Raw genomic sequence first — 19,317 nt, 5'->3', positions numbered from 1 at the left:
GCTTGTCGAAGGGGCAGCCCGAGTTTCTCCCGGAGCAGCTCCAGCCCATTCGAACTAGGATTGAACGGCAATGGAAGAAGACGAGTTCGAAGACTACGACCGCGAGGTCGAGCTGGCGCTGTACCGCGAATATCGGGACGTCGTGTCCCAGTTCCGCTACGTCGTCGAGACGGAGCGTCGCTTCTACCTTGCCAACGAGGTCGAACTTGTGCGGCAGGACACGGAGCACGACTTCTACTTCGAGCTGACCATGAACGACGTCTGGGTGTGGGACGTCTACCGTTCCGACCGCTTCGTGAAGTCCGTGCGGGTGCTCACCTTCAAAGACGTGAACGTCGAGGAGCTCTCGGCCAAGGAACTCGAGCTTCCGAAGGAACTCGCGCTCGACGAGTAGCCGCCCGTCGCTCGACGAGGTTGTTGCGTTTTCCTCCGCGATTGGTTGTACCTTGGGTGGACGGCCCGATCTACCCCCGCCGGCAGCCGTTCTCGCCTTCCGCTGACGCGCGGACCGGTTTCTGAAAGGCCCGCACATGAGTTCTCCGGATGCGTCCGTGGATGAGTCGGCTACGGTGCCCGAAAACTCGGCCCGTCTCGCAGCGCCGAGGGTGCGACTCACGAGCGCGGCACCGGGCGACTTCGCGCCGCTCGCCCGGCAGATTCGGGAGTCCGGCCTCCTGCGCCGACGCTACGACTACTACTGGCCGCGGCTCATTGCGCTGCCCGTCGTCTACGGGCTCTTCTTCACCGCCTTCGTGCTGCTCGGCGACAGTTGGTGGCAGCTCGGTCTCGCCGTACTTCTTGCGCTCATCTTCGCGCAGACCGCGTTCCTCGGTCACGATGCGGCGCACCGGCAGATCTTCCGCTCCGACCGCTGGAACAGCGCCGCGAGCCTCGTCATCGCGAATCTCTTCATCGGCATGAGCTACGGCTGGTGGCAGAACCGCCACACGCGTCACCATCAGGATCCGAACAAGACGGGGCTGGACCCGGATGACGAGGTTCCGGTCATCCCGTTCACGCGCGATCGAATCGCGCAGCAGCGCAACCCGCTCCTCCGCTGGATCATGTCGAACCAGGGCTCGCTCTTCTTCGTGGTGATCATGCTCGAGGGGATCTCGCTGCACCTCTCGAGCATTCACCGAGCTTTCGGCCGTGACCGGCTGCAGCATCGCACGTTCGAGATCACGGCGCTCGCGATCCACCACGTCGCGTACCTCACGATCGTGTTCGTCGTGCTGTCGCCGCTCAAGGCCGTGCTGTTCCTCGCGGTGCAGGTGTGCCTGTTCGGTTTCCTCATGGGCATGGCGTTCGCGCCGAACCACAAGGGCATGCCGATCGTGCCGAAGGACATGAAGCTCGACTTCCTGCGCAGGCAGGTGATGATGAGCCGCAACATCCGGGGCAGCTTTCTCGTCGACTTCATGATGGGCGGGCTCAACTACCAGATCGAGCACCACCTGTTCCCGAACATGCCGAGGCCGCACCTGCGCAGGGCGGCTCCCGTGGTCGCGGCCTACTGCGCCGAGCGAGGCGTGCCCTACGTTGAGACGACCGCGTGGCAGTCCTACGGCATCGTGCGCCGCTACATCGACCGGGTCGGCCTCGGCGAAAAGGACGTCTTCAGCTGCCCCGTGCTCGACGAGCGCCAGGCGCTCTGACACGCACCTCGGTTTCGATACGGCCGTAGCCGGCCTACTCAACCCGCTTCCGTTCGTGGGTCGAGTGCTCGCGCAGCGAGTGTATCGAGACCTCCCGCGCCGTGACCTCTCCTGCACCGGTGCCCGCCTGAGCGGCTTCTCCGCAGACTGACGGTTCCAGCCTCGCGGCCCCCTCGCGCCTTGCCATCCTCTTAGCCGGAGGTGGCCATGGCCGCGAAAGATGTTTTGGGCAGTCGGGGTGAGGAGCTCGCCGCGGCGTTCCTCGGCGGCGAGGGATACATCATCCTCGACCGGAATTGGCGTTGCCCACAGGGGGAGATCGACATCGTCGCCTTCGACGGCGCGGAGACCGTGTTCATCGAGGTCAAGACGCGGTCGAGCGTCGCATTCGGGCATCCGCTCGAGGCCATCACGGTGCAGAAGCTTGCGCGCCTGCGGCGACTCGCGGCGGCGTGGTGCGAGGCGCACCCCGGCAACCACGATCGCATCCGCATCGATGCCATCGCCGTCGTCGTGCCACGCGGCGCCGCACCGCAGCTCGAACACCTCAAGCGGGTGTTCTGATGCCCATCGGCCGCACGAAGGCTGTGGCGCTTCTCGGTCTCACGGGTGCGCTCGTCGAGGTCGAAGCCGACATCTCGGCCAACCTCCCCGGTTTCGTCATCATCGGGCTGCCCGACACGGCACTCGGTGAGGCCCGAGACCGCGTGCGCGCGGCGGCAACGAACTCCGGATGCGCGCTGCCCAACCGCAAGCTCACGGTGAATCTCTCCCCGGCCGCCCTGCCCAAGCATGGCTCTGGTTTCGACCTGGCGATCGCGATGGCCGCGCTCGCGGCGGCTGGCTCCGTGACGGCCGAGTCCGTCGATCGCGTGGTGCACCTGGGCGAGCTGGGACTCGACGGCCGACTGAGGCCGATCGCTGGCATCCTGCCCGCCGTGCTCTCCGCTGCCCGCGCAGGATCGACCACCGTCATGGTGCCGAGCGGCAACGCGGATGAGGCCGCTCTCGTGCCCGACATCCGCATCGTCGGGGTGGCTTCCCTTCGCGACGCCGCGATCTGGCACGGCGGTGAGTTCGAACCGGAACCCGTCGAGCCGATCCCCGGGCCGCCGCTCGTCGAGGCACCGCCGGAAACGCTCGATCTCTCGGAGGTCGTCGGCAACGAAGACGCGATCGAGGCGATGCTCGTCGCCGCCGCTGGGGGCCACCACGTTCTCCTCCTCGGGCCACCCGGAGCGGGAAAGACCATGCTCGCCGCCCGCCTGCCGGGCCTCCTGCCCGAACTGGATGCCGAGGCCGCCCTCGAAGTGAGCTCGCTCCGTTCGCTCTCCGGACTTCCCGTCGGCACCACCCTGCCCACGCGCCCGCCGCTCGAATCGCCGCACCACACAGCCACGGCCGCCGCGCTCGTGGGAGGTGGCAGCTCCGTCATTCGTCCGGGAGCCGCCGCTCGAGCCTCCCACGGAGTGCTCTTCCTGGATGAGGCCCCCGAGTTTCACTCCTCCGTGCTCGACGCGCTGCGCCAGCCGCTGGAGTCCGGCGTGATCAGCATTCACCGCGCCAATGCGGTGGCGCACTTTCCCGGACGGTTTCAGCTCGTGATGGCCGCGAACCCGTGCCCGTGCGGCCAGTACGGCGCGAGGGATTCGCAATGCACCTGCCCGCCGAACGCGAGGCGACGCTACCTCGCCCGCATCTCTGGCCCGCTGCTCGACCGCATCGACATCCAGTTGCGGGTGGCCAGGATCACGGCGGCACAACTGCGGCTGTCCCACGACTCGAACCGACTGAGCACCGCCGAGGCGAGAACACGCGTGCAGGCGGCGCGAGCCGCGGCCGCAACGCGACTCGAGCACACCCCGTGGCGCCTCAACTCCGAGGTGCCCGGATCGTGGCTTCGCGGCGGGGCGAGGCGACTCGCTCCGGCGGCCACAGCATCCGTCGACCGGGCTCTCGAGCGCGGCGGGATCACCATGCGCGGCTACGACAGAGTGCTGCGCCTCAGCTGGACGCTCGCCGATCTCGAGGGCGTTCCGTCACCCAGCGCCGACCACGTCGGTCGCGCGCTCTACCTCAGAAGGGCCATGTCATGACGATGTTCGGGCTGAAGGAGGCGGTGGTCGCACCGCTACTGCGAGCCGTCGTAGGGGAGGAGGTGTCGACCGCCGCACTGCCCGAGCGGTTCGCTCGCGCGGCCTGGACCGGCATCGCCGAACCCGGTGACCGCATCGCAGGTGCGCTCGTCGCGGCCCTCGGCGCCGCGGATGCGCTCACGACGCTGGTTGAGCATTGGGACGTCGAGCGCGTCCTCGCCGGCATTATTGCGGCGGGAGTGGACGCGGTGGAGCAAGAGGAACTTGGCGCGGCGTTCGATCGCTGGGCGCCTCGGCTGAGGTCGAGCATCGCGCTCACCTCGCTCAAGCAGGCGGCGCGCTACTCCGTGCAACTCATCGTGCCCGGCGACGAGTGCTGGCCGCTCGGCCTCGCCGACCTCGGCGAACACGCACCCCTCGCACTGTGGACCCGCGGCAACGCGTCCACCCTCGCGACGCTGCCGAGTTCCATAGCTCTGGTCGGCGCCCGTGCCGCCACCGGATACGGCGAGCATGTCGCCATGGAGGCCTCCGCCGGGCTCGTCGATCGTGGCTACACGATCGTCTCGGGCGCCGCCTACGGAATCGACGGGATGGCCCACCGCGCCGCTCTCGCGAGCTCCGGCACAACGATCGCCTTTCTCGCCGGAGGCGTCGACCGCTTCTACCCGAGCGGGCACGAGGCGCTGCTCACTCGCATCGTCGAGGAGGGGGCCGTGGTCTCCGAGCTGCCGTGTGGGCAGCCGCCGACCAAGTGGAGATTTCTGCAACGCAACAGGCTCATTGCCGCGGCGAGTCAGGCCACCGTCGTGCTGGAAGCGGGCTGGCGATCGGGCTCGCTCAACACGGCTGGCCACGCCGCGGCGATCGGAAGGCCGCTCGGTGCGGTGCCCGGCCCGGTGACGTCGGCGGCATCCGCGGGCTGTCACCGGCTGATTCGTGACTTCGATGCCCGCTGCGTCACGAACGCCGACGAAATGGCGGAACTTGCGCCGATGCAGGATGCTCCCGTTCCGGCCGAGACGCCGCGGAATGCGTCCGGCGGCGACCGCCTGCGAGTGCGGATGCTCGATGCCCTCGCACCGAGGTCCACCAGGCCGGTCGACGAGATAGCCCGTCGGGCAGGCCTCTCGGTGAGCGAGGTGCAGTCAGCGCTCGGTGCTCTGCAACTCGAGGGTGCGGTGACCGAGCGCGAGGGCGGCTGGGTGAAGGTGGTCTCGCGTACCTAAACGGCCGTGGCCGGGATCGCGTTGTCGATAAGCACGGCCGCAATGGCCGCAGCCGCGGGGAAGGAGTCGGAGTTGAGGACGCGGGTGCGCGCGGCGGCACCGTCGACCAGAAGCGCAAGCTGCTCCCCAAGCTGATCAGGATCGGCGGCGCCGGCTTCGCGCGCCGCTTCCGCGAACCGTGCGGCGACGGCCATCTTGTAGTCGTGCGCATACTGCGCCGCCGGGTGCTCGGGGTCACGGAGCTCGACTGCCGCACCGATGAACGGGCACAGGGGAGTGCTGGGTGGGATATCGAAGGCGGCGAGCATTCGCTCGCGCGGAGTCAGATCGGGGCGGTCGAAAACGTAGGAGAGTACCGAGGGATCAAAGCGACGCAGGTACTCGGCAACGAGTTCATCCTTGGTGCCGAAGTGCTGGTACGCGGTTCGCTTCGACACCTGTGCAGCCGCGCACAACTGGTCCATGCCGGTGCGGTTGATTCCCTGCTCGCGGAACAGCCGCTGGGACGCCCCGAGAATCCGCTCGCGCGCACCCCGACCGCGTCGCAGGCCCAGAGGGCCCTTCTCCACATCCGTCATGACCCCATTCTACTCGAACACGGTAACAAACGGTGTACTTAGTTGCGCCGCGTCGATGCGCCGAGTAGCTTAACCAAACAACACGGTGTACATAATGCCGAATAACGAGTGCGCACAGCACCACCGACTCAAAGGAGCACCATGGGAAAGCTTGATGGCAAGGTCGCGGTCGTCACCGGCGGCACTACCGGCATGGCGTTGGCCGGGGCGAAGCGGTTTGCCGAAGAGGGAGCGCACGTCTTCATCACCGGCCGCAGGCAAGACGCGCTCGATGATGCCGTGAAGCAGATCGGGACCAACGCCACGGGAGTCCAGGGCGACGCCTCGAATCTGGATGACCTCGACCGCCTCTACGAGACGGTCGAACGCGAGAAGGGCAGCATCGACGTGCTGTGGGCGAGCGCCAGCATGGGCGAATCCGCGCCCCTCGGTGAAATCACCGAGGAGCACTTCGACGCCGCATTCGGGCTGAACGCCCGCGGCACGCTGTTCACCGTGCAGAAGGCGCTCCCGCTCTTCAACGACGGTGGATCCATTCTGATGACGGGCTCCAACGCATCGCTCGGCGCATTCCCGGGCTGGAGCGTCTACGCGGGGAGCAAGGCCGTGCAGCAGGCCTGGGCGCGCGTCTGGCTCAACGAACTCAGGGATCGTCGCATCCGCGTCAATGTACTCACGCCCGGTCAGGTCGCCACAGCCAAGCAGCAGGAGGTGTTCGATGAGGCCACCATGCTCCAGTTCGAGTCACTCATCCCACGGGGAAAGATGGGCCACCCCGACGAAATCGCCGCAGTAGCACTCTTCCTTGCCTCGGACGACTCCAGCTACATCAACGGCATGGAGCTCGTCGCCGACGGCGGCACCACCGCTCTCTGAACCAACAAACACAACGAAAGCAGGACACAATGAGCACCATCAGCATCATCGGAACCGGCAATATGGCCCGCACTCTCGGTGCGAGAGCGGTGGCAGGCGGAAACAACGTGCAGGTCATCGGCCGCGATCAGGCCAAGGCCGACGGCTTGGCGCGCACACTGGGCGGCGGCAGTACCTCCGCAGCGTGGGGCAGCGCTCCGGCCGGCGATATCGTCATCCTGGCGCTGCTCTACGACGGTGTCGTCCCGTCCGTCTCCCAGTTCGGAGATGCTCTCGCGGGCAAGATCCTCGTCGACATCAGCAACCCGTTCAACTCCACGTTCGACGGGCTTGCGCACCGCGAGCAGACGTCGATCGCGGCGGAGGTCGCCAAGGTGGCACCCGCCGGCGCCAGCGTGGTGAAGGGATTCAACACGATCTTTCGGAACGTCTTGGAGAACGGTCAGCCGGATGTCTTCATTGCTGGCGACAGCGCGCACGCCAAGGCGACTGTATCGACCTTCATCGAGAGCCTCGGGCTGCGTGCCCTCGATGCCGGGGGACTCACGATGGCCCACTGGCTCGAGGGTGCGGGCGTCGTGACGGTAGGGCTCGCGAATAACGGGGTGGGCAACCTCGACTTCTCGCTCAGCATCGCACCGCTTCCCGCCTGAGCTTCGCGGACTCGCGACGCGGCAATCCAGCGCATCCGTGCGCCGGGGCCGACGATAGAGGGGTGCTACTCCCGCGTGCGATCGAAGACTTCACCGTCTATCTCTCGGCCGAGCGCGGATATAGCGAGCACACCGTCCGTTCCTATCGCTCCGACCTCGGCGCACTCGTGCACTTTGCGAACGACAACGGCGCGACCGCAACAGACGAGCTTTCTCTTGAGCTGCTTCGCGACTGGCTGTGGGCGGGGTCCCAGCAGGGTCTCGCCAAATCGACGCTCGCGCGACGGTCGGCGGCCGCGCGCAGCTTCACCGCCTGGCTGAATCGGGTCGGTGATGCACCCAGCGACCCGGCGACCAGGCTGCGGGCACCGAAGGCCGAGCACCACCTGCCGCGGGTGCTCACGCGGGCACAACTCGAGGGCATTCTCGACGGACTCTCGGCGAAGGCCGACACCGGCGACCCCGGTGCCCTCCGGGACTCGGCGGTCATCGAACTGCTTTACGCGTCCGCGCTTCGGGTGAGCGAACTCACCGGCCTCGACCTCGGCAGCGTCGACCTCGACCGGCTCACGGTGCGCGTCGTAGGCAAGGGGGCCAAGGAGAGGGTCGTGCCGTTCGGAGTTCCGGCGAAGAACGCGCTCGCGAGCTACCTCGACACCGCGCGTCCCGCCCTCCTGGCGGCCGCCGCGGAGCGTTCCGCGAAGCCCGGTGCCATGGCGACCGGCCGGACGGATGCACTATTCCTCGGCTCGAACGGCAGGCGGCTGGGCACCCGCACGGTCTACACGCTCGTGTCGTCGCTTCTCGCCAGCATCCCCGGCACCGGACCATCCGGACCCCACACCCTGAGGCATACCGCTGCGACGCACCTTCTCGATGGCGGCGCCGACCTGCGTGCGGTGCAGGAACTCCTCGGACACGCGAGCCTCGGCACGACGCAGATCTACACGCACGTCTCGGCCGAAAGGCTCAAGGCGAGCTATGCCGCCGCACACCCGAGGGCCTGAGTGGACGGCGTCTGAATCACGCGGCAGGAACGGCCGGAGCGGCGGGCTTCGCCAGCACGCGCTTGCCGAGTGCCACAAACAGCAGGACGAGCCCGGCGGTCAGGATGATGTGCCCCGATCCCGCAATGCCCGCCAGCGCTGGCCCGGTCTTTTCTCCCAACACGTGGAGCATGCCGTTCGCCACCATGGACCCGGCCGCGATCACGAGGCCCACGTTGTACAGCCAGAAGAACCAGCCGAAGGCACGGCTGCGGGACAGGACGAACACCTTCTCCAGAACGAGCACGATCAACGGCACGATGACGCCGAGCGTCAGCACATGCGTGTGCACCACGGAAAGTTGGGTGAATCCATCAGCCGCCGTGTAGTGGTTGGCCTTCGTGAACTCCCGATAGAACATGCCGGATCCGAGGCCGAGTACCAGGTAGACGCACGCAGCGTAAAAGAGTCGTTTCATGCTCCCAGCCTCGGTGAGCACGACGCGTGGCACATCCGTCGAAAGTTTGTCGTGTGTGGCCGTTGCCTAATTGCCTATGGCCGGATTGCGCCGAGCTCCCTCGCCCGTGCGACGGCCGAGGTGCGCGAGTTCACGCCGAGTTTGCCGAAGATGTGCACGAGGTGCGACTTCACGGTCGCCTCGCTCAAGAATAGGGCGCGCCCGATGTCGCGGTTCGAGTTGCCGGAGGCGACGAGTCCGAGCACCTCGATCTCGCGGGCGCTGAGTCCGGGCTCGACCGAGCGAGCTCGCGCGCCCAGGCGATCGGCCACGGCGGGTGCGAGCGCGGTTTCCCCGGCCGCTGCCGCGCGCACCCCCGCGATGAGCTCCGCGGGCGGGGCGTCCTTGAGCAGGTAGCCGCTGGCTCCCGCTTCGACGGCGCCGAGGATGTCCGCGTCGCTGTCGTAGTTGGTCAGGATGAGCACGCGCGGGGCGCGCTCTTCGCCGCGCAGCATCCGGGTTGCATCGACGCCCTGATGACCTGAGCCGAACTGAAGGTCCATCAACACGAGGTCGACATCGAGCGCGCGTGCCCTCCGCACCGCTTCGTCCGCGGCGGATGCCTCTCCCACGACCTCCATGTCGGGTTCGGCCGCGAAGAGCGCGCGCAGTCCCGCGCGCACCACCGGATGATCGTCGGCGATGAGCAGGCGGATCAACTCGACGCCTCCGCGAGCGGAAATCCGACACCGATGGCCGTGCCGGCGCCCTCGCGCGACTCGATGGTCAGCGTGCCGCCGAGCTGCTCGACGCGCTGTCGCATAGCGATCAGGCCGAAGGAAGTGCCCGCGGCTGCCCCCGAAGGTGGCGCGAAGCCCTTGCCGTCGTCGACGATATCGAGCCCCACCCAGTCGTCGAGATAGCTCAGCGTCACCTCTGCGCGGCTCGCCGCCGCGTGCTGAGCCACGTTGGCGAGCGCCTCCTGCGCGATTCGTAGCAGGGCGGTTTCGAGGCGCATGGGAAGTTGGAAGGCCTCGCCGCTCGAGTGGAAGCTCACGACGGTGTCGCGGCCCGAACTCGACGTCGCGAGCCTCGCGAGGGCGCCGCCGAGCGACCGTCCCTCTAGCGCCGGCGGGGTGAGTTCGCGGATGAAGCGGCGGGCCTCGGCGAGGTTGTCTGCGGCGGTCTCGCGCGCGAGCGTCACGTGCTTCAGGGCGGCCGGCCCCGTGCCCTCACGCTCGGCGGCGTGGAGCAGCATCTGAATGCTCGACAGCCCCTGCGCGACCGTGTCGTGAATCTCTCTGGCCAGGCGCGCACGTTCCTCGAGCATGCCAGACTCGCGCTCGCGAGTGGCGAGCGCCTCCCGCGTGCGCACGAGTTCCTCGATCAGCTGCTGCCGCTGCTGTGCCTCGCGATACAGCGCCCGATAGCCGAGCCCGATCACGACCGCGACCGTCGCGCCGATGAGCGGCCCGAGGACGCCGCCGGCCGTCCAGCCGTTGTGACTCGCAAACCCGATCACCGTCAGCGCCGTCGTCAGGAAGACGGCCGGGATGCCCCAGCGGAACGGCAGCAGGTGGAGGTAGAGGAAGAACAGCGGAAACACGAGGAAGGTCGCGTCTGGCGTCAGCACCATGAGCAGGATGGCGCCGGCGGCCAGCACCGCCAGCCAGACGAGCGCGACGGGGGTACTGCGGGTCGAGCGGATGATGAAGGCGCCGATCGCGTACGCGACAAGCAGCACGAGACCGAGTGCGATGATCCACGATGCGTGCGAGGACGGAGCGACCATCGCGTGCACGACGACGAAGACGCCCAAACCGATGAAGACGCTGTGCAGCGCGACCCACAGCCCGATGAAGACCGGCGTGAGAGGCGTGTGCGCCGTGGTCTCGGCGGGGGCCGCTGGGGTGGACATGTCGTCAGCCTAACCAGCGAAGCCGTCACTCCCTTCGGCCGCCTCCGATCCGGCCTCGTCGAGTTCGCGTAGTCGCGTCACGGCAGCGGCCGCGTCGGCAGGAGCACCGGGGGAGGGATGCCGCCGAGGTAGTTGAGGGGCGACACGTACTGTCCGTGCAGTCGCACGCCGAAGTGCAGGCATACGGAGCTGCAGTGGCCGCCTGCGGCGACGAGACCCACCGGCTGCCCGCGACGAACTACCGTGCCCGGCGTGAGGTCGGAGAACACCGGTTCGAAACTCGAGATGAGGTCGCCCCCGTGCTCGATCGAGAGCACGGGCCTGTCGACCACGATCCCGGAGAAGTGCACCACCCCATCCGCCGGAGCGAGAACGACGGTGCCGGCCGTTGCCGCGACATCGATGCCGCGATGACCCGCTCCGTATTCGCTCTCGGGCGCGACGAAGGTCTGCACGACCCGCCGCGGCGGCGCGATCGGCCACCCCCATTCGGATGCTGCTCCCGCCGCCCGGCTCGCGATCGCCGATGCCGACGCAGGGAAGAGCGACGTCATCAGGAGGGTGAGCAGCACCAGGCCGATGAGTCGGGTCGACCGGGGAGCAGGCGAGAGCAGCACCCGTGCAGGATGCCAGCCGGCGGCATCCGCCCGGCCCGGAAGCGTCGATACTGTTGACAGCTGCCGACGCTTTCGCGCTGGGAGGGAGAGGTCGGTTCGCGTGCCTGATGCCGCCCGCCGGATGGTAGACTCTTCGCAGCATCCCGCTCCGCGGGGTGACTACGCGTGCCCGTTGCGTAGCCGGTTCTCTCGCCAGCCGAGTCGTTCCGGCCCATCGCGCCACCGCATCCACTCAGTCCCATCACCACTGCGAGAGCAGTACAGTGCCGGGTCGGATGCGAGCCGGGCACCAGGATTCGCACCGACCGGTGCGATAACAACTGAGTGTGCACCGCCGATCACTGCTGCAGAGCAGTGCGTGCCGGTGCCAGAAAAGGAGACGGCAATGGCCGTTGTCACCATCCGCCAGCTGCTCGACAGCGGCGTTCACTTCGGACACCAGACTCGTCGGTGGAACCCGAAGATGAAGCGCTTCATCCTGACCGAGCGTTCGGGCAGCCACATCATCGACCTGCAGCAGTCGCTTGCCTACATCGACAAGACCTACGACTACGTCAAGGACACCGTGGCGCACGGCGGCACCATCCTCTTCGTCGGCACCAAGAAGCAGGCGCAGGGTTCGATCGCAGAGCAGGCGCAGCGCGTCGGCCAGCCCTTCGTCAACCAGCGCTGGCTCGGTGGCCTCCTCACGAACTTCCAGACGGTCTCCAAGCGCCTCGCTCGCATGAAGGAACTCGAAGAGGTCGACTTCGACGACACCACCAAGGGCTACACCAAGAAGGAGCTGCTCATCCAGCGCCGCGAGCTCATCAAGCTGCAGCGCTCGCTCGGTGGTATCCGCAACCTCACCAAGACCCCGTCCGCGATCTGGATCGTCGACACCAAGAAGGAGCACCTCGCCATCGACGAGGCGCGCAAGCTCGGTATCCCGGTCATCGCGATCCTCGACACCAACTGCGACCCCGACGAGGTGCAGTACCCGATTCCGGGTAACGACGACGCCATCCGGTCCGTCGGCCTGCTGACCCGCATTGTCGCGGATGCTGCCGCCGAGGGTCTCATCCAGCGTCACCAGAAGGCGGAGGAGGGCAACGTCTCCGCCGTGGAGCCGCTCGCCGAGTGGGAGGCCGAGCTGCTCGGTGCCTCCGAAACCCCGTCCACCGAGGCCGAGAAGGTCGAGTCCGTTGATGGGCTCGTCGAGTCCGCCACCGAGACCCCTGCTGCTGCAGAGGCCGTCGCGGAGGTCGTGGCAGCGGAGGTTCCCGCCGAGGAGAACGACGCGGATGCCGTGGCGGCAGAGCACGAGGCCGCAGCAGATGCGACCGTCGTTCCCGAGCACAGGGTGGAGTCTGACGCCGCCGCCGAGGCCAAGATCGAGGCCGAGGCAACCGACGCCGAGAAGAAGCCGAAGGCCGCCGCCAAGAGCACCGCTGACGAGACCGCAGCGGACGCGAAGTAACCCGAGCCAAAGAGAAGGAAAGAGCCCATGGCAGATTTCAGCCTGGATGACCTCAAGACCCTGCGCGAGCGCCTCGGCACCGGCATGGTCGAGACCAAGAACGCGCTCGTCGAGGCGGGCGGTGACCTCGACAAGGCCACCGAACTCCTGCGCCTCAAGGGAGCCAAGGGAAACGCGAAGCGCGCCGACCGCTCCACGAGCGAGGGACTCGTCGCAGCGAAGGAGAACGGCGCCACCACGACGCTGATCGAGCTCGCCTGCGAGACCGACTTCGTCGCGAAGAGCGAGAAGTTCGTCACGCTCGGCAATAACGTGCTCGACGCGGTCGCCGCGGCCGGTGCATCGACAGTGGAGGAGGCGCTCGCCGCTCCTGCAGCAGGCCAGACGGTCGCCGAGCTCATCGGTGACGAGGCAGCGATCCTCGGCGAGAAGATTGAGCTTCGCCGCGTCGCCCTCGTCTCCGGCGAGAAGTTCGCGATCTACCTGCACAAGACCAACAAAGACCTGCCACCGCAGGTCGGCGTGGTCGTCGGCTACTCGGGAGACGACGCTGACACCGCGCGCAGCGTTGCTCAGCACATCTCCTTCGCCGACCCGCAGTACCTGAGCCGCGAGGATGTTCCGGCCGCTGATGTGGAGAACGAGCGTCGCATCGTCGAGGAGATCAGCCGCGGCGAGGGCAAGCCAGAGGCCGCCCTGCCGAAGATCATCGAGGGTCGCCTCACGGCCTTCATCAAGCAGGTCGCCCTGCTCGAGCAGGACTACGCCAAGGACAACAAGCTGTCCGTCGGCAAGGTCCTGTCGGATGCAGGCCTCACGGTGAACCAGTTCGTTCGCTTCAAGGTCGGCGCGTAGGTCGCCGCAAGCAATACCACGACGATGGGGCCAGGGACGCGAGAGCGGTCCTGGCCCCATTTTCACGGCTGGCGCCGCCCGGCCAAACGATAGCCTGTATGCAGCCGAACCCAAGGAGAGACGATGACAACAGCGACCGGTAGACGACGCGTTCTGCTCAAGCTTTCCGGAGAATCCTTCGGGGGCGGCCAGTTGGGCGTTAACCCCGACATCGTCAGCTCCCTGGCCAGGGAGATCGCCTCGGTGGCGCAGGACGTGGAAATCGCCATCGTCACCGGCGGTGGCAACTTCTTCCGGGGCGCCGAGCTCTCTCAGCGCGGCATGGACCGTGGTCGTGCTGACTACATGGGCATGCTCGGCACGGTCATGAACGCCCTCGCGCTTCAGGACTTCCTCGAGCAGGCCGGCGCCGCAACGCGCGTTCAGTCGGCCATCTCGATGACACAGGTTGCCGAACCATACATCCCGCGTCGCGCCGAGCGTCACCTCGAAAAGGGCCGGGTCGTCATCTTCGGCGCCGGCGCCGGTCTCCCGTACTTCTCCACGGACACCGTCGCCGCGCAGCGTGCGCTCGAGATCGGCGCGGATGTCGTGCTGGTTGCCAAGAACGGCGTCGACGGCGTGTACTCCGCGGATCCTCGCACCGATTCGAGCGCCTGGAAGCTCGAGGAGGTCACCTACCAGGAGGCCCTCGTGAAGGGCCTGAAGGTTGTCGACTCGACCGCCTTCAGCCTGTGCATGGACAACAAGATGCCGATGGTCGTCTTCGGTATGGCACCCGAGGGCAACGTTGCCGCGGCGCTGCGCGGAGACCGCATCGGCACCCTCGTCTCCAACTAGCCGGTCGCGCCCCGGTAAACTCAAAACGGTTGTACAACCCCAAAGGAGCCCCCGTGATTTCCGACGTACTCGCCGAAGCCAAAGAGAAGATGCAGAAATCTCTCGAGGCTGCCAAGGACGACTTTGCGAATGTCCGTACCGGCCGTGCGAATCCCGCGCTGTTCCAGAAGATCATGGTCGACTACTACGGCACTCCGACACCGCTCGGCCAGCTCGCCGGAATGACCAACGCCGAGGCGAGAGTCCTCGTGGTCACGCCCTACGACAAGAGCGCACTCAAGGAGATCGAGCGGGCCATCGTGAACGCGCCGAACCTCGGCGCCAACGTGGGCAACGACGGCACCCTCGTGCGGGTCACGCTGCCAGAGCTCACCGAGGAGCGTCGCCGCGAGTTCGTGAAGATCGTGCGCTCGAAGGGCGAGGATTCCAAGGTCTCGGTGCGCAACATCCGCCGCAAGGCCAAGGATGACCTCGACGCGCTCAAGACGGAGGTCGGCGACGACGAGGTCGCGCGTTCCGAGAAGGAGCTCGAGTCGATCACCAAGTCGGCTATCGACGCGATCGACGATGCGCTCAAGAAGAAGGAAGCCGAGCTCCTCGAGGTCTGATGTCGGATCCATCAGAGCGCTCACCGGGCAAGCGAAGGTTCCTGAAGCGTCGGGAAGAACTCGAAGCGCGCGCCAACGCCTTCAAGAGTGAGTTTCAGACGGAGTTGAAGGCCACCAAGGCGCAGATCGATGCCGCGAACGTCAAGATCGAGGCGCGCACCGGACGTAACCTGCCGCTGGCCATCCTGATCGGGCTCGGGCTCGGGCTCGTGATGCTGTTCAGCCTCATCGTCTACAAGTGGCTGTTCATGATTTTCGCCGGCGCCATCGTCGGCTTCACCGCGTTCGAGCTCGCCAGCGCGCTGCGCTTTGCCGGGCGGGACATTCCCCGCTGGCCCACCGCGGTCGCCGCTGTCGCGATGGTGGCGCCGGCGTTCTACCTCGGCGATGGAGGGCACTGGCTCGCGCTGCTGGCCGCGATCCTCCTCGTCTCGCTGTGGCGCGTGGCCGAGCTGGGCGCCCGTTCCCACCGCGGTTCCGCGCGCGAACTGGGTCAGGACCTCGCCGCCGGCGCCCTCGTGCTCGTCTACGTGCCGTTCTTGGCGAGCTTCGCCGTTCTGCTCGACAGCAAAGAGGGAGGGGAGTGGTGGACCCTCGCCTTCCTCATCCTCGTGATCGCCGTCGACACGGGCGCCTACGCGAGCGGCCTGCTGTTCGGCAAGCATCCGATGGCCCCGCGGATCAGCCCCAAGAAGACCTGGGAGGGTCTCGCCGGTTCCGTCGTGACTGCGCTCATCGGCGGCGTGCTGCTCTCGGTGTTCATGCTGCAGCAGGAATGGTGGTTCGGCCTGATCTTCGGCGCCGTGATCGCCTTCACGGCAACGACGGGCGACCTGACCGAGTCGCTCATCAAGCGCGATCTCGGGATCAAGGACATCAGCACCTGGCTCCCCGGTCACGGCGGGCTCCTCGACCGACTCGATTCGATCTTGCCGAGCGCGGCGGCGGCATACGCGCTGTTTCTCATCTTCGGCCAAAGCTGACGAAACCCGGGCGCTAGCCGGTTGCGGGCGCTGACTGACGGCCCGCGTTCGCGGGCGTAGTGCAGAATAGTGTCGTGAGCACAACCTTTCCGCGTACCCGCAAGTCCCACCGTGGCTACAACGTCGACCAGGTCGAAGACTTCCTCGAGGACGCCAGGCGTGCATACGCCGCAGACGCGAACACCCCGACGGTGGTCAATGCCGCGAACATCCGCACCACCGCCTTCGCGATGCAAAAGGGCGGATACTCGCCGGTGCACGTCGATGCGGCGCTCGAGCGACTCGAGGATGCCTTCGCGAGTCGCGAGCGGGAGCTCGCCCTGCAGCGCTCGGGTGACGAGGCCTGGTACACGCAGGCACGCTCGACCGCGCAGGAGATCCTGGACCGGCTGTCCCGACCGGTCGGCCACCGCTTTGATCGGGCCGGCTTTTTGAGCGAGGGCTATCACCGCAAGGACGTCGACGCCTTCGCCTCACGTCTCGTCGAGTACTTCCAGGATGGCACCTCGCTGAGCGTCGAAGAGGTGCGCACGACGACCTTCCGCCGGCAGAAGGGCGGGTACCGCGAGTCGCAGGTAGACCTGCTCCTCGACACCGTCGTGGACGTGATGCTCGCCGTACGGTAGCGCCTTCCGGGCAGGACTCAGCCTTTTCGGCTAAAATCGAGTCACTGTGGGCAAGCATACGAACGACGAATCGCCGCAGGCGTCGAAAACGGCTGCCGGGGTCGAGCCTTTTGGATGGCGCATTCGCAACCGCAGTTCCGTCTCTGCGTTCGCCTTTCTTGCCGCGGCCGCGTTCCTCGCCGTCGCGGCGATAGCCCCGAATCCGCCCGCGAGCGCGGCCGTCGAGCCGGCGTCATCCGCGGCCGTGAACAGCCAAACGCTCGTGGTCTCGGCGGCGGCCACCGGCGGCAAGTCGGTGCAGGGCGACGTCGTGGTGGCGATGCTGCGTGACGAATATACGGTCACCGCAAAGAAGATCGTGCGTGCGGCCCCGATAGCGGGAGTCCCCGATCCGGGCAGCGCGCAGGCGATCGGCCACGAGCTCGTCATGGCCCGCGGCTGGGGCGAGGATCAGTACAGCTGCCTCGTCTCACTCTTCAACCGCGAGTCTCACTGGAACGTCTACGCGGGAAACCCGGTGAGCGGCGCCTATGGTATCCCGCAGGCGCTTCCCGGCAGCAAGATGGCGTCGGCCGGCGCCGACTGGCAGAGCAATCCACGCACCCAGATCACCTGGGGCCTCGGCTACATCGCCGCTCGCTACGGCACTCCGTGCGGCGCGTGGTCGCACAGCCAGTCCAGCGGCTGGTACTAGCCCCGCATAAGCTGGGGGCATGCCAAGGTCCAATCGCCCGCGTCGAGCGCGCTCGGCTGGCGGAAGTGGCGACGAGGAGTCGGCGGACCTCGCGAGGGCGCTCTACGGAACCCTGCACACCGAGTCGAAACGCGACGGCCTCTGGAGCGTTCAGCCGCTCGCTCCGACCGCGGCGGTCAAGTACTACACCTGCCCCGGATGCGGCCAGGAGATCGCCCCCGGCACCGCACACATCGTGGCGTGGCGGGCGGATGGCCTGATGGGTGAGGCCGACGATCTCGCCGCGAGGCGCCACTGGCATTCCCACTGCTGGCGCATCAAGTAGCGAGAACGAGGATCGGCGGATGACAGACATCAGGGCGGGGATCGAGCTTCCGGCTCGGCGCACGGACATCGAGTTGCACACGTCCGACGGGCTCACCCTGGTCGGCGAGCTCGCGCTACCGCTGACGGTGCCGCCCGTTGCGACGCTCGTGACGCTGCATCCGCTCCCGACGGCCGGCGGCTTCATGGACTCGCACATCATCCGCAAGGCAGCCGCGCGGCTGCCGGCGCTCGCGGATCTCGCCGTGCTGCGCTTCAACTTCCGTGGCACCTCGTCGCCGCGCGGCACGTCGCAGGGGGTGTTCGGCGAAGGCGACGACGAGCGGTTCGACCTCGCGGCGGCGATGGATCTCGTCGCGAGCGAGTCTCTCCCGCATCCGTGGCTCGTCGGCTGGTCGTTCGGCAGCGAGGTCGCGCTCAAGTACGGCCGTGAGCAGGCGGTCGACGGCGCGATCCTGCTCTCGCCGCCGCTGCATCGCACCTCTGATGCCGAGCTCGCCGCGTGGGCGGGCGACAGCAGACGCTTGGTCGCCATCATTCCCGAACTCGACGACTACCTGCGTCCGGCGGCGGCGGCCGAGCGATTCGCCGTGGTGCCGGGCGCCGAACTCGTCGACGTCGAGGAGGGCAGGCACCTCTGGGTGGGGGAGAAGCAGACGCGGCGCGTTCTCAGTGAGATCGTTGCGCGTGTGAATCCCGCCGCGCTTCCGCTGCCGACAGAGTGGCCGCAGGCGTCCTAGGCCGTTACAGCTCGTTCTGCCGCGGAATGACCACCTGATCGACGATCAGGAGCACGGCAGCGGCGAACGGGATGGCGACGAGCGCGCCCAGGATGCCGAGCAGCACGCCGCCGGCGAGGGCTGCGACGACAACGATGGCACCCGGTACCTTCACGGCACGCTTCATGACGTTCGGGTTGATGACGTAGGCCTCGACCTGCATGTAGGCCAGGTAGTAGATCGCCACCCAGAGGGCCGTCACCGGGCCGCCAAAGAGCAGAGAGCCCAGGGTGATGATCACGGACCCCGACAGGGTTCCCACGAGCGGCACGAGCGCGAAGAGGAAGGCGATGAAGGCGAAGAGTGCGGAGTACTGAACCTTGGCGATGAAGGTCAGGAAGATGAAGCTCGCGATTCCGTTGCAGAGCGCGATCGTGGCCTGTCCCATCACGTAGCGACCGACGGCCGTGCTGATCTGCTCGGTGAGGTCGGCGAAGCCGGCCCGCTTGGACGCGGGCACCAGACGGTAGAGTCCCCGCTTCATCCCGTTGAGCGAGGCGACGAAGTAGAGCGTCAGGATGAGAACGATGATGACGCCGGCGATGCCGCTGGCGATACCCAGGCCGACCTGCAGCACACCGCCGCCGATCGTGGTGAGGTTACCGGGGTCCTGGAAGAATTTGTCCACCGAGTCGACCACGGCCTGCACGTCGATGAAGTCGGGAACCGAAGCCTGAATGTTCCTGATGAGGTGCGGGTCAGACATGACCTTCACGACGGTCGGCACCTGATCGATGAGCTTGTTGATCTGCCCCACGATGACCGGCACGACCGAGAGCACGAGGCCGGCGATGATCGCGAGGAGACCGATCAGGACGGTGAGGATGGCGGTCCAGCGCGGGAACTTGTGCTTCTCGAGCCAGGAGACTGCCGGATCGAGGCCGAGGGCAAGGAAGAGCGCGGCGCCGACGTAGGTGAGGATGGTGGACAGCGTCGCGACGGCGCCACCGATGGCGAGCGCGACGAGCACGCCCAATCCGCCGAGAAGGCCGATCCTGAATGCGTTCTGGATCTTCACCGCGGTGCCCTTCTCGTAACTGCGCCGGGTATCGGCCTGGGAAGCGGGTTGCGAGTGCTGACC

Annotated in this window: 23 protein-coding genes; 17 read left to right on the top strand and 6 right to left on the bottom strand. The window is 67.1% G+C overall.

The genetic code is table 11. From position 1 onward, the window contains the following. Nucleotides 1–70 precede the first annotated feature (70 nt). From ABUA37_RS01395 to dprA, 5 genes are all read left to right on the top strand, one after another. A complete protein-coding gene (locus tag ABUA37_RS01395) occupies nucleotides 71–394 on the top strand; it encodes a DUF2469 family protein (protein WP_147783863.1) in 324 nt (107 codons plus the stop codon). Nucleotides 395–530: 136 nt separating this feature from the next. After that, nucleotides 531–1,658 carry a fatty acid desaturase family protein gene (locus ABUA37_RS01390; RefSeq protein WP_349897325.1) on the top strand — a complete coding sequence of 376 codons (1,128 nt, stop codon included), beginning with the start codon at nucleotides 531–533 and terminating at the stop codon, nucleotides 1,656–1,658. A 207-nt stretch (nucleotides 1,659–1,865) separates the two neighbouring features. Further along, nucleotides 1,866–2,222, top strand: a complete 357-nt coding sequence (locus tag ABUA37_RS01385; RefSeq protein ID WP_349897324.1) for a YraN family protein — start codon at nucleotides 1,866–1,868, stop codon at nucleotides 2,220–2,222. Then, a complete protein-coding gene (locus ABUA37_RS01380) occupies nucleotides 2,222–3,754 on the top strand; it encodes a YifB family Mg chelatase-like AAA ATPase (RefSeq protein ID WP_349897323.1) in 1,533 nt (510 codons plus the stop codon). Before ABUA37_RS01385 ends, ABUA37_RS01380 begins: the two co-directional genes overlap by 1 nt. Beyond that, entirely contained in the window at nucleotides 3,751–4,983 is a 1,233-nt protein-coding gene (gene dprA / locus ABUA37_RS01375) for a DNA-processing protein DprA (protein ID WP_349897322.1), read from the top strand. Before ABUA37_RS01380 ends, dprA begins: the two co-directional genes overlap by 4 nt. On the opposite strand, the gene ABUA37_RS01370 is transcribed toward dprA, so the two are convergent. After that, nucleotides 4,980–5,561 carry a TetR/AcrR family transcriptional regulator gene (locus tag ABUA37_RS01370; protein WP_349897321.1) on the bottom strand — a complete coding sequence of 194 codons (582 nt, stop codon included), beginning with the start codon at nucleotides 5,559–5,561 and terminating at the stop codon, nucleotides 4,980–4,982. The two genes, dprA and ABUA37_RS01370, sit on opposite strands and share 4 nt — an antisense overlap. 141 nt (nucleotides 5,562–5,702) lie before the next feature. Between ABUA37_RS01370 and ABUA37_RS01365 the strand changes: the two genes are divergently transcribed. From ABUA37_RS01365 to ABUA37_RS01355, 3 genes are all read left to right on the top strand, one after another. Then, complete coding sequence (locus ABUA37_RS01365; RefSeq protein ID WP_349897320.1) at nucleotides 5,703–6,437, top strand: SDR family NAD(P)-dependent oxidoreductase; 735 nt, start codon at nucleotides 5,703–5,705, stop codon at nucleotides 6,435–6,437. A 29-nt stretch (nucleotides 6,438–6,466) separates the two neighbouring features. After that, entirely contained in the window at nucleotides 6,467–7,090 is a 624-nt protein-coding gene (locus tag ABUA37_RS01360) for an NADPH-dependent F420 reductase (RefSeq protein ID WP_349897319.1), read from the top strand. A 62-nt stretch (nucleotides 7,091–7,152) separates the two neighbouring features. After that, nucleotides 7,153–8,097, top strand: coding sequence for a tyrosine recombinase XerC (locus tag ABUA37_RS01355; protein ID WP_349897318.1), 945 nt, complete (start codon nucleotides 7,153–7,155; stop codon nucleotides 8,095–8,097). A 16-nt stretch (nucleotides 8,098–8,113) separates the two neighbouring features. Here the strand turns inward: ABUA37_RS01355 and ABUA37_RS01350 are convergent, their stop codons facing one another. The 4 genes from ABUA37_RS01350 to ABUA37_RS01335 all read right to left on the bottom strand — a co-directional run bounded on the left by ABUA37_RS01350 (nucleotide 8,114) and on the right by ABUA37_RS01335 (nucleotide 11,068). After that, nucleotides 8,114–8,554 carry a DUF2871 domain-containing protein gene (locus tag ABUA37_RS01350; RefSeq protein WP_349897317.1) on the bottom strand — a complete coding sequence of 147 codons (441 nt, stop codon included), beginning with the start codon at nucleotides 8,552–8,554 and terminating at the stop codon, nucleotides 8,114–8,116. 74 nt (nucleotides 8,555–8,628) lie between these two features. Continuing rightward, the gene (locus ABUA37_RS01345) at nucleotides 8,629–9,252 is read right to left on the bottom strand and encodes a response regulator transcription factor (RefSeq protein ID WP_349897316.1); all 624 of its coding nucleotides are present in this window, start codon (nucleotides 9,250–9,252) and stop codon (nucleotides 8,629–8,631) included. After that, nucleotides 9,249–10,451, bottom strand: a complete 1,203-nt coding sequence (locus ABUA37_RS01340; protein WP_349897315.1) for a sensor histidine kinase — start codon at nucleotides 10,449–10,451, stop codon at nucleotides 9,249–9,251. The genes ABUA37_RS01345 and ABUA37_RS01340 overlap by 4 nt, the downstream gene beginning before the upstream one ends. A gap of 77 nt (nucleotides 10,452–10,528) precedes the next feature. Continuing rightward, nucleotides 10,529–11,068, bottom strand: coding sequence for a M23 family metallopeptidase (locus ABUA37_RS01335; protein WP_349897314.1), 540 nt, complete (start codon nucleotides 11,066–11,068; stop codon nucleotides 10,529–10,531). A gap of 385 nt (nucleotides 11,069–11,453) precedes the next feature. Between ABUA37_RS01335 and rpsB the strand changes: the two genes are divergently transcribed. The 9 genes from rpsB to ABUA37_RS01290 all read left to right on the top strand — a co-directional run bounded on the left by rpsB (nucleotide 11,454) and on the right by ABUA37_RS01290 (nucleotide 18,197). Then, nucleotides 11,454–12,527 (top strand): 30S ribosomal protein S2, encoded by a 1,074-nt coding sequence (gene rpsB, locus ABUA37_RS01330; protein ID WP_349897313.1) that lies wholly within the window; start codon nucleotides 11,454–11,456, stop codon nucleotides 12,525–12,527. A 27-nt stretch (nucleotides 12,528–12,554) separates the two neighbouring features. Next, nucleotides 12,555–13,382: a translation elongation factor Ts gene (gene tsf / locus ABUA37_RS01325; RefSeq protein ID WP_349897312.1), complete on the top strand. Its 828-nt coding sequence runs from the start codon at nucleotides 12,555–12,557 to the stop codon at nucleotides 13,380–13,382. A gap of 123 nt (nucleotides 13,383–13,505) precedes the next feature. Beyond that, nucleotides 13,506–14,222 (top strand): UMP kinase, encoded by a 717-nt coding sequence (pyrH, locus tag ABUA37_RS01320; RefSeq protein WP_349897311.1) that lies wholly within the window; start codon nucleotides 13,506–13,508, stop codon nucleotides 14,220–14,222. A gap of 53 nt (nucleotides 14,223–14,275) precedes the next feature. Then, entirely contained in the window at nucleotides 14,276–14,830 is a 555-nt protein-coding gene (frr, locus tag ABUA37_RS01315) for a ribosome recycling factor (protein ID WP_349897310.1), read from the top strand. After that, nucleotides 14,830–15,813, top strand: a complete 984-nt coding sequence (locus ABUA37_RS01310) for a phosphatidate cytidylyltransferase (protein WP_349897309.1) — start codon at nucleotides 14,830–14,832, stop codon at nucleotides 15,811–15,813. The genes frr and ABUA37_RS01310 overlap by 1 nt, the downstream gene beginning before the upstream one ends. A gap of 74 nt (nucleotides 15,814–15,887) precedes the next feature. Further along, nucleotides 15,888–16,439, top strand: coding sequence for a DivIVA domain-containing protein (locus ABUA37_RS01305; protein ID WP_349897308.1), 552 nt, complete (start codon nucleotides 15,888–15,890; stop codon nucleotides 16,437–16,439). 46 nt (nucleotides 16,440–16,485) lie between these two features. Further along, on the top strand, nucleotides 16,486–17,133 hold the full coding sequence (locus ABUA37_RS01300; RefSeq protein WP_349897307.1) for an aggregation-promoting factor C-terminal-like domain-containing protein: 648 nt from the start codon (nucleotides 16,486–16,488) through the stop codon (nucleotides 17,131–17,133). Between the two features lie 19 nt (nucleotides 17,134–17,152). Further along, nucleotides 17,153–17,458, top strand: coding sequence for a hypothetical protein (locus tag ABUA37_RS01295; RefSeq protein WP_349897306.1), 306 nt, complete (start codon nucleotides 17,153–17,155; stop codon nucleotides 17,456–17,458). Nucleotides 17,459–17,477: 19 nt separating this feature from the next. Then, nucleotides 17,478–18,197: an alpha/beta hydrolase gene (locus ABUA37_RS01290; RefSeq protein WP_349897305.1), complete on the top strand. Its 720-nt coding sequence runs from the start codon at nucleotides 17,478–17,480 to the stop codon at nucleotides 18,195–18,197. A gap of 4 nt (nucleotides 18,198–18,201) precedes the next feature. Here the strand turns inward: ABUA37_RS01290 and ABUA37_RS01285 are convergent, their stop codons facing one another. Then, a complete protein-coding gene (locus ABUA37_RS01285; RefSeq protein ID WP_349897304.1) occupies nucleotides 18,202–19,254 on the bottom strand; it encodes an AI-2E family transporter in 1,053 nt (350 codons plus the stop codon). Nucleotides 19,255–19,317 lie beyond the last annotated feature (63 nt).

It is taken from the genome of Parafrigoribacterium soli, assembly GCF_040227235.1.
In the GTDB taxonomy this organism is placed as follows: Bacteria; Actinomycetota; Actinomycetes; order Actinomycetales; family Microbacteriaceae; genus Parafrigoribacterium_A; species Parafrigoribacterium_A soli.
This window is presented reverse-complemented; position numbering and strand designations above follow the sequence as displayed.

What these genes read in the sequence shown, in the direction of transcription:
- ABUA37_RS01290 (WP_349897305.1), top strand. Translation starts at nt 17,478, where the DNA reads ATGACAGACATCAGGGCGGGGATCGAGCTTCCGGCTCGGCGCACGGAC.
- ABUA37_RS01365 (WP_349897320.1), top strand. Translation starts at nt 5,703, where the DNA reads ATGGGAAAGCTTGATGGCAAGGTCGCGGTCGTCACCGGCGGCACTACC.
- ABUA37_RS01295 (WP_349897306.1), top strand. Translation starts at nt 17,153, where the DNA reads ATGCCAAGGTCCAATCGCCCGCGTCGAGCGCGCTCGGCTGGCGGAAGT.
- ABUA37_RS01310 (WP_349897309.1), top strand. Translation starts at nt 14,830, where the DNA reads ATGTCGGATCCATCAGAGCGCTCACCGGGCAAGCGAAGGTTCCTGAAG.
- ABUA37_RS01395 (WP_147783863.1), top strand. Translation starts at nt 71, where the DNA reads ATGGAAGAAGACGAGTTCGAAGACTACGACCGCGAGGTCGAGCTGGCG.
- ABUA37_RS01385 (WP_349897324.1), top strand. Translation starts at nt 1,866, where the DNA reads ATGGCCGCGAAAGATGTTTTGGGCAGTCGGGGTGAGGAGCTCGCCGCG.
- pyrH (WP_349897311.1), top strand. Translation starts at nt 13,506, where the DNA reads ATGACAACAGCGACCGGTAGACGACGCGTTCTGCTCAAGCTTTCCGGA.
- tsf (WP_349897312.1), top strand. Translation starts at nt 12,555, where the DNA reads ATGGCAGATTTCAGCCTGGATGACCTCAAGACCCTGCGCGAGCGCCTC.
- ABUA37_RS01360 (WP_349897319.1), top strand. Translation starts at nt 6,467, where the DNA reads ATGAGCACCATCAGCATCATCGGAACCGGCAATATGGCCCGCACTCTC.
- ABUA37_RS01390 (WP_349897325.1), top strand. Translation starts at nt 531, where the DNA reads ATGAGTTCTCCGGATGCGTCCGTGGATGAGTCGGCTACGGTGCCCGAA.
- dprA (WP_349897322.1), top strand. Translation starts at nt 3,751, where the DNA reads ATGACGATGTTCGGGCTGAAGGAGGCGGTGGTCGCACCGCTACTGCGA.
- ABUA37_RS01370 (WP_349897321.1), bottom strand. Translation starts at nt 5,561, where the DNA reads ATGACGGATGTGGAGAAGGGCCCTCTGGGCCTGCGACGCGGTCGGGGT.
- ABUA37_RS01340 (WP_349897315.1), bottom strand. Translation starts at nt 10,451, where the DNA reads ATGTCCACCCCAGCGGCCCCCGCCGAGACCACGGCGCACACGCCTCTC.
- ABUA37_RS01380 (WP_349897323.1), top strand. Translation starts at nt 2,222, where the DNA reads ATGCCCATCGGCCGCACGAAGGCTGTGGCGCTTCTCGGTCTCACGGGT.
- ABUA37_RS01350 (WP_349897317.1), bottom strand. Translation starts at nt 8,554, where the DNA reads ATGAAACGACTCTTTTACGCTGCGTGCGTCTACCTGGTACTCGGCCTC.
- rpsB (WP_349897313.1), top strand. Translation starts at nt 11,454, where the DNA reads ATGGCCGTTGTCACCATCCGCCAGCTGCTCGACAGCGGCGTTCACTTC.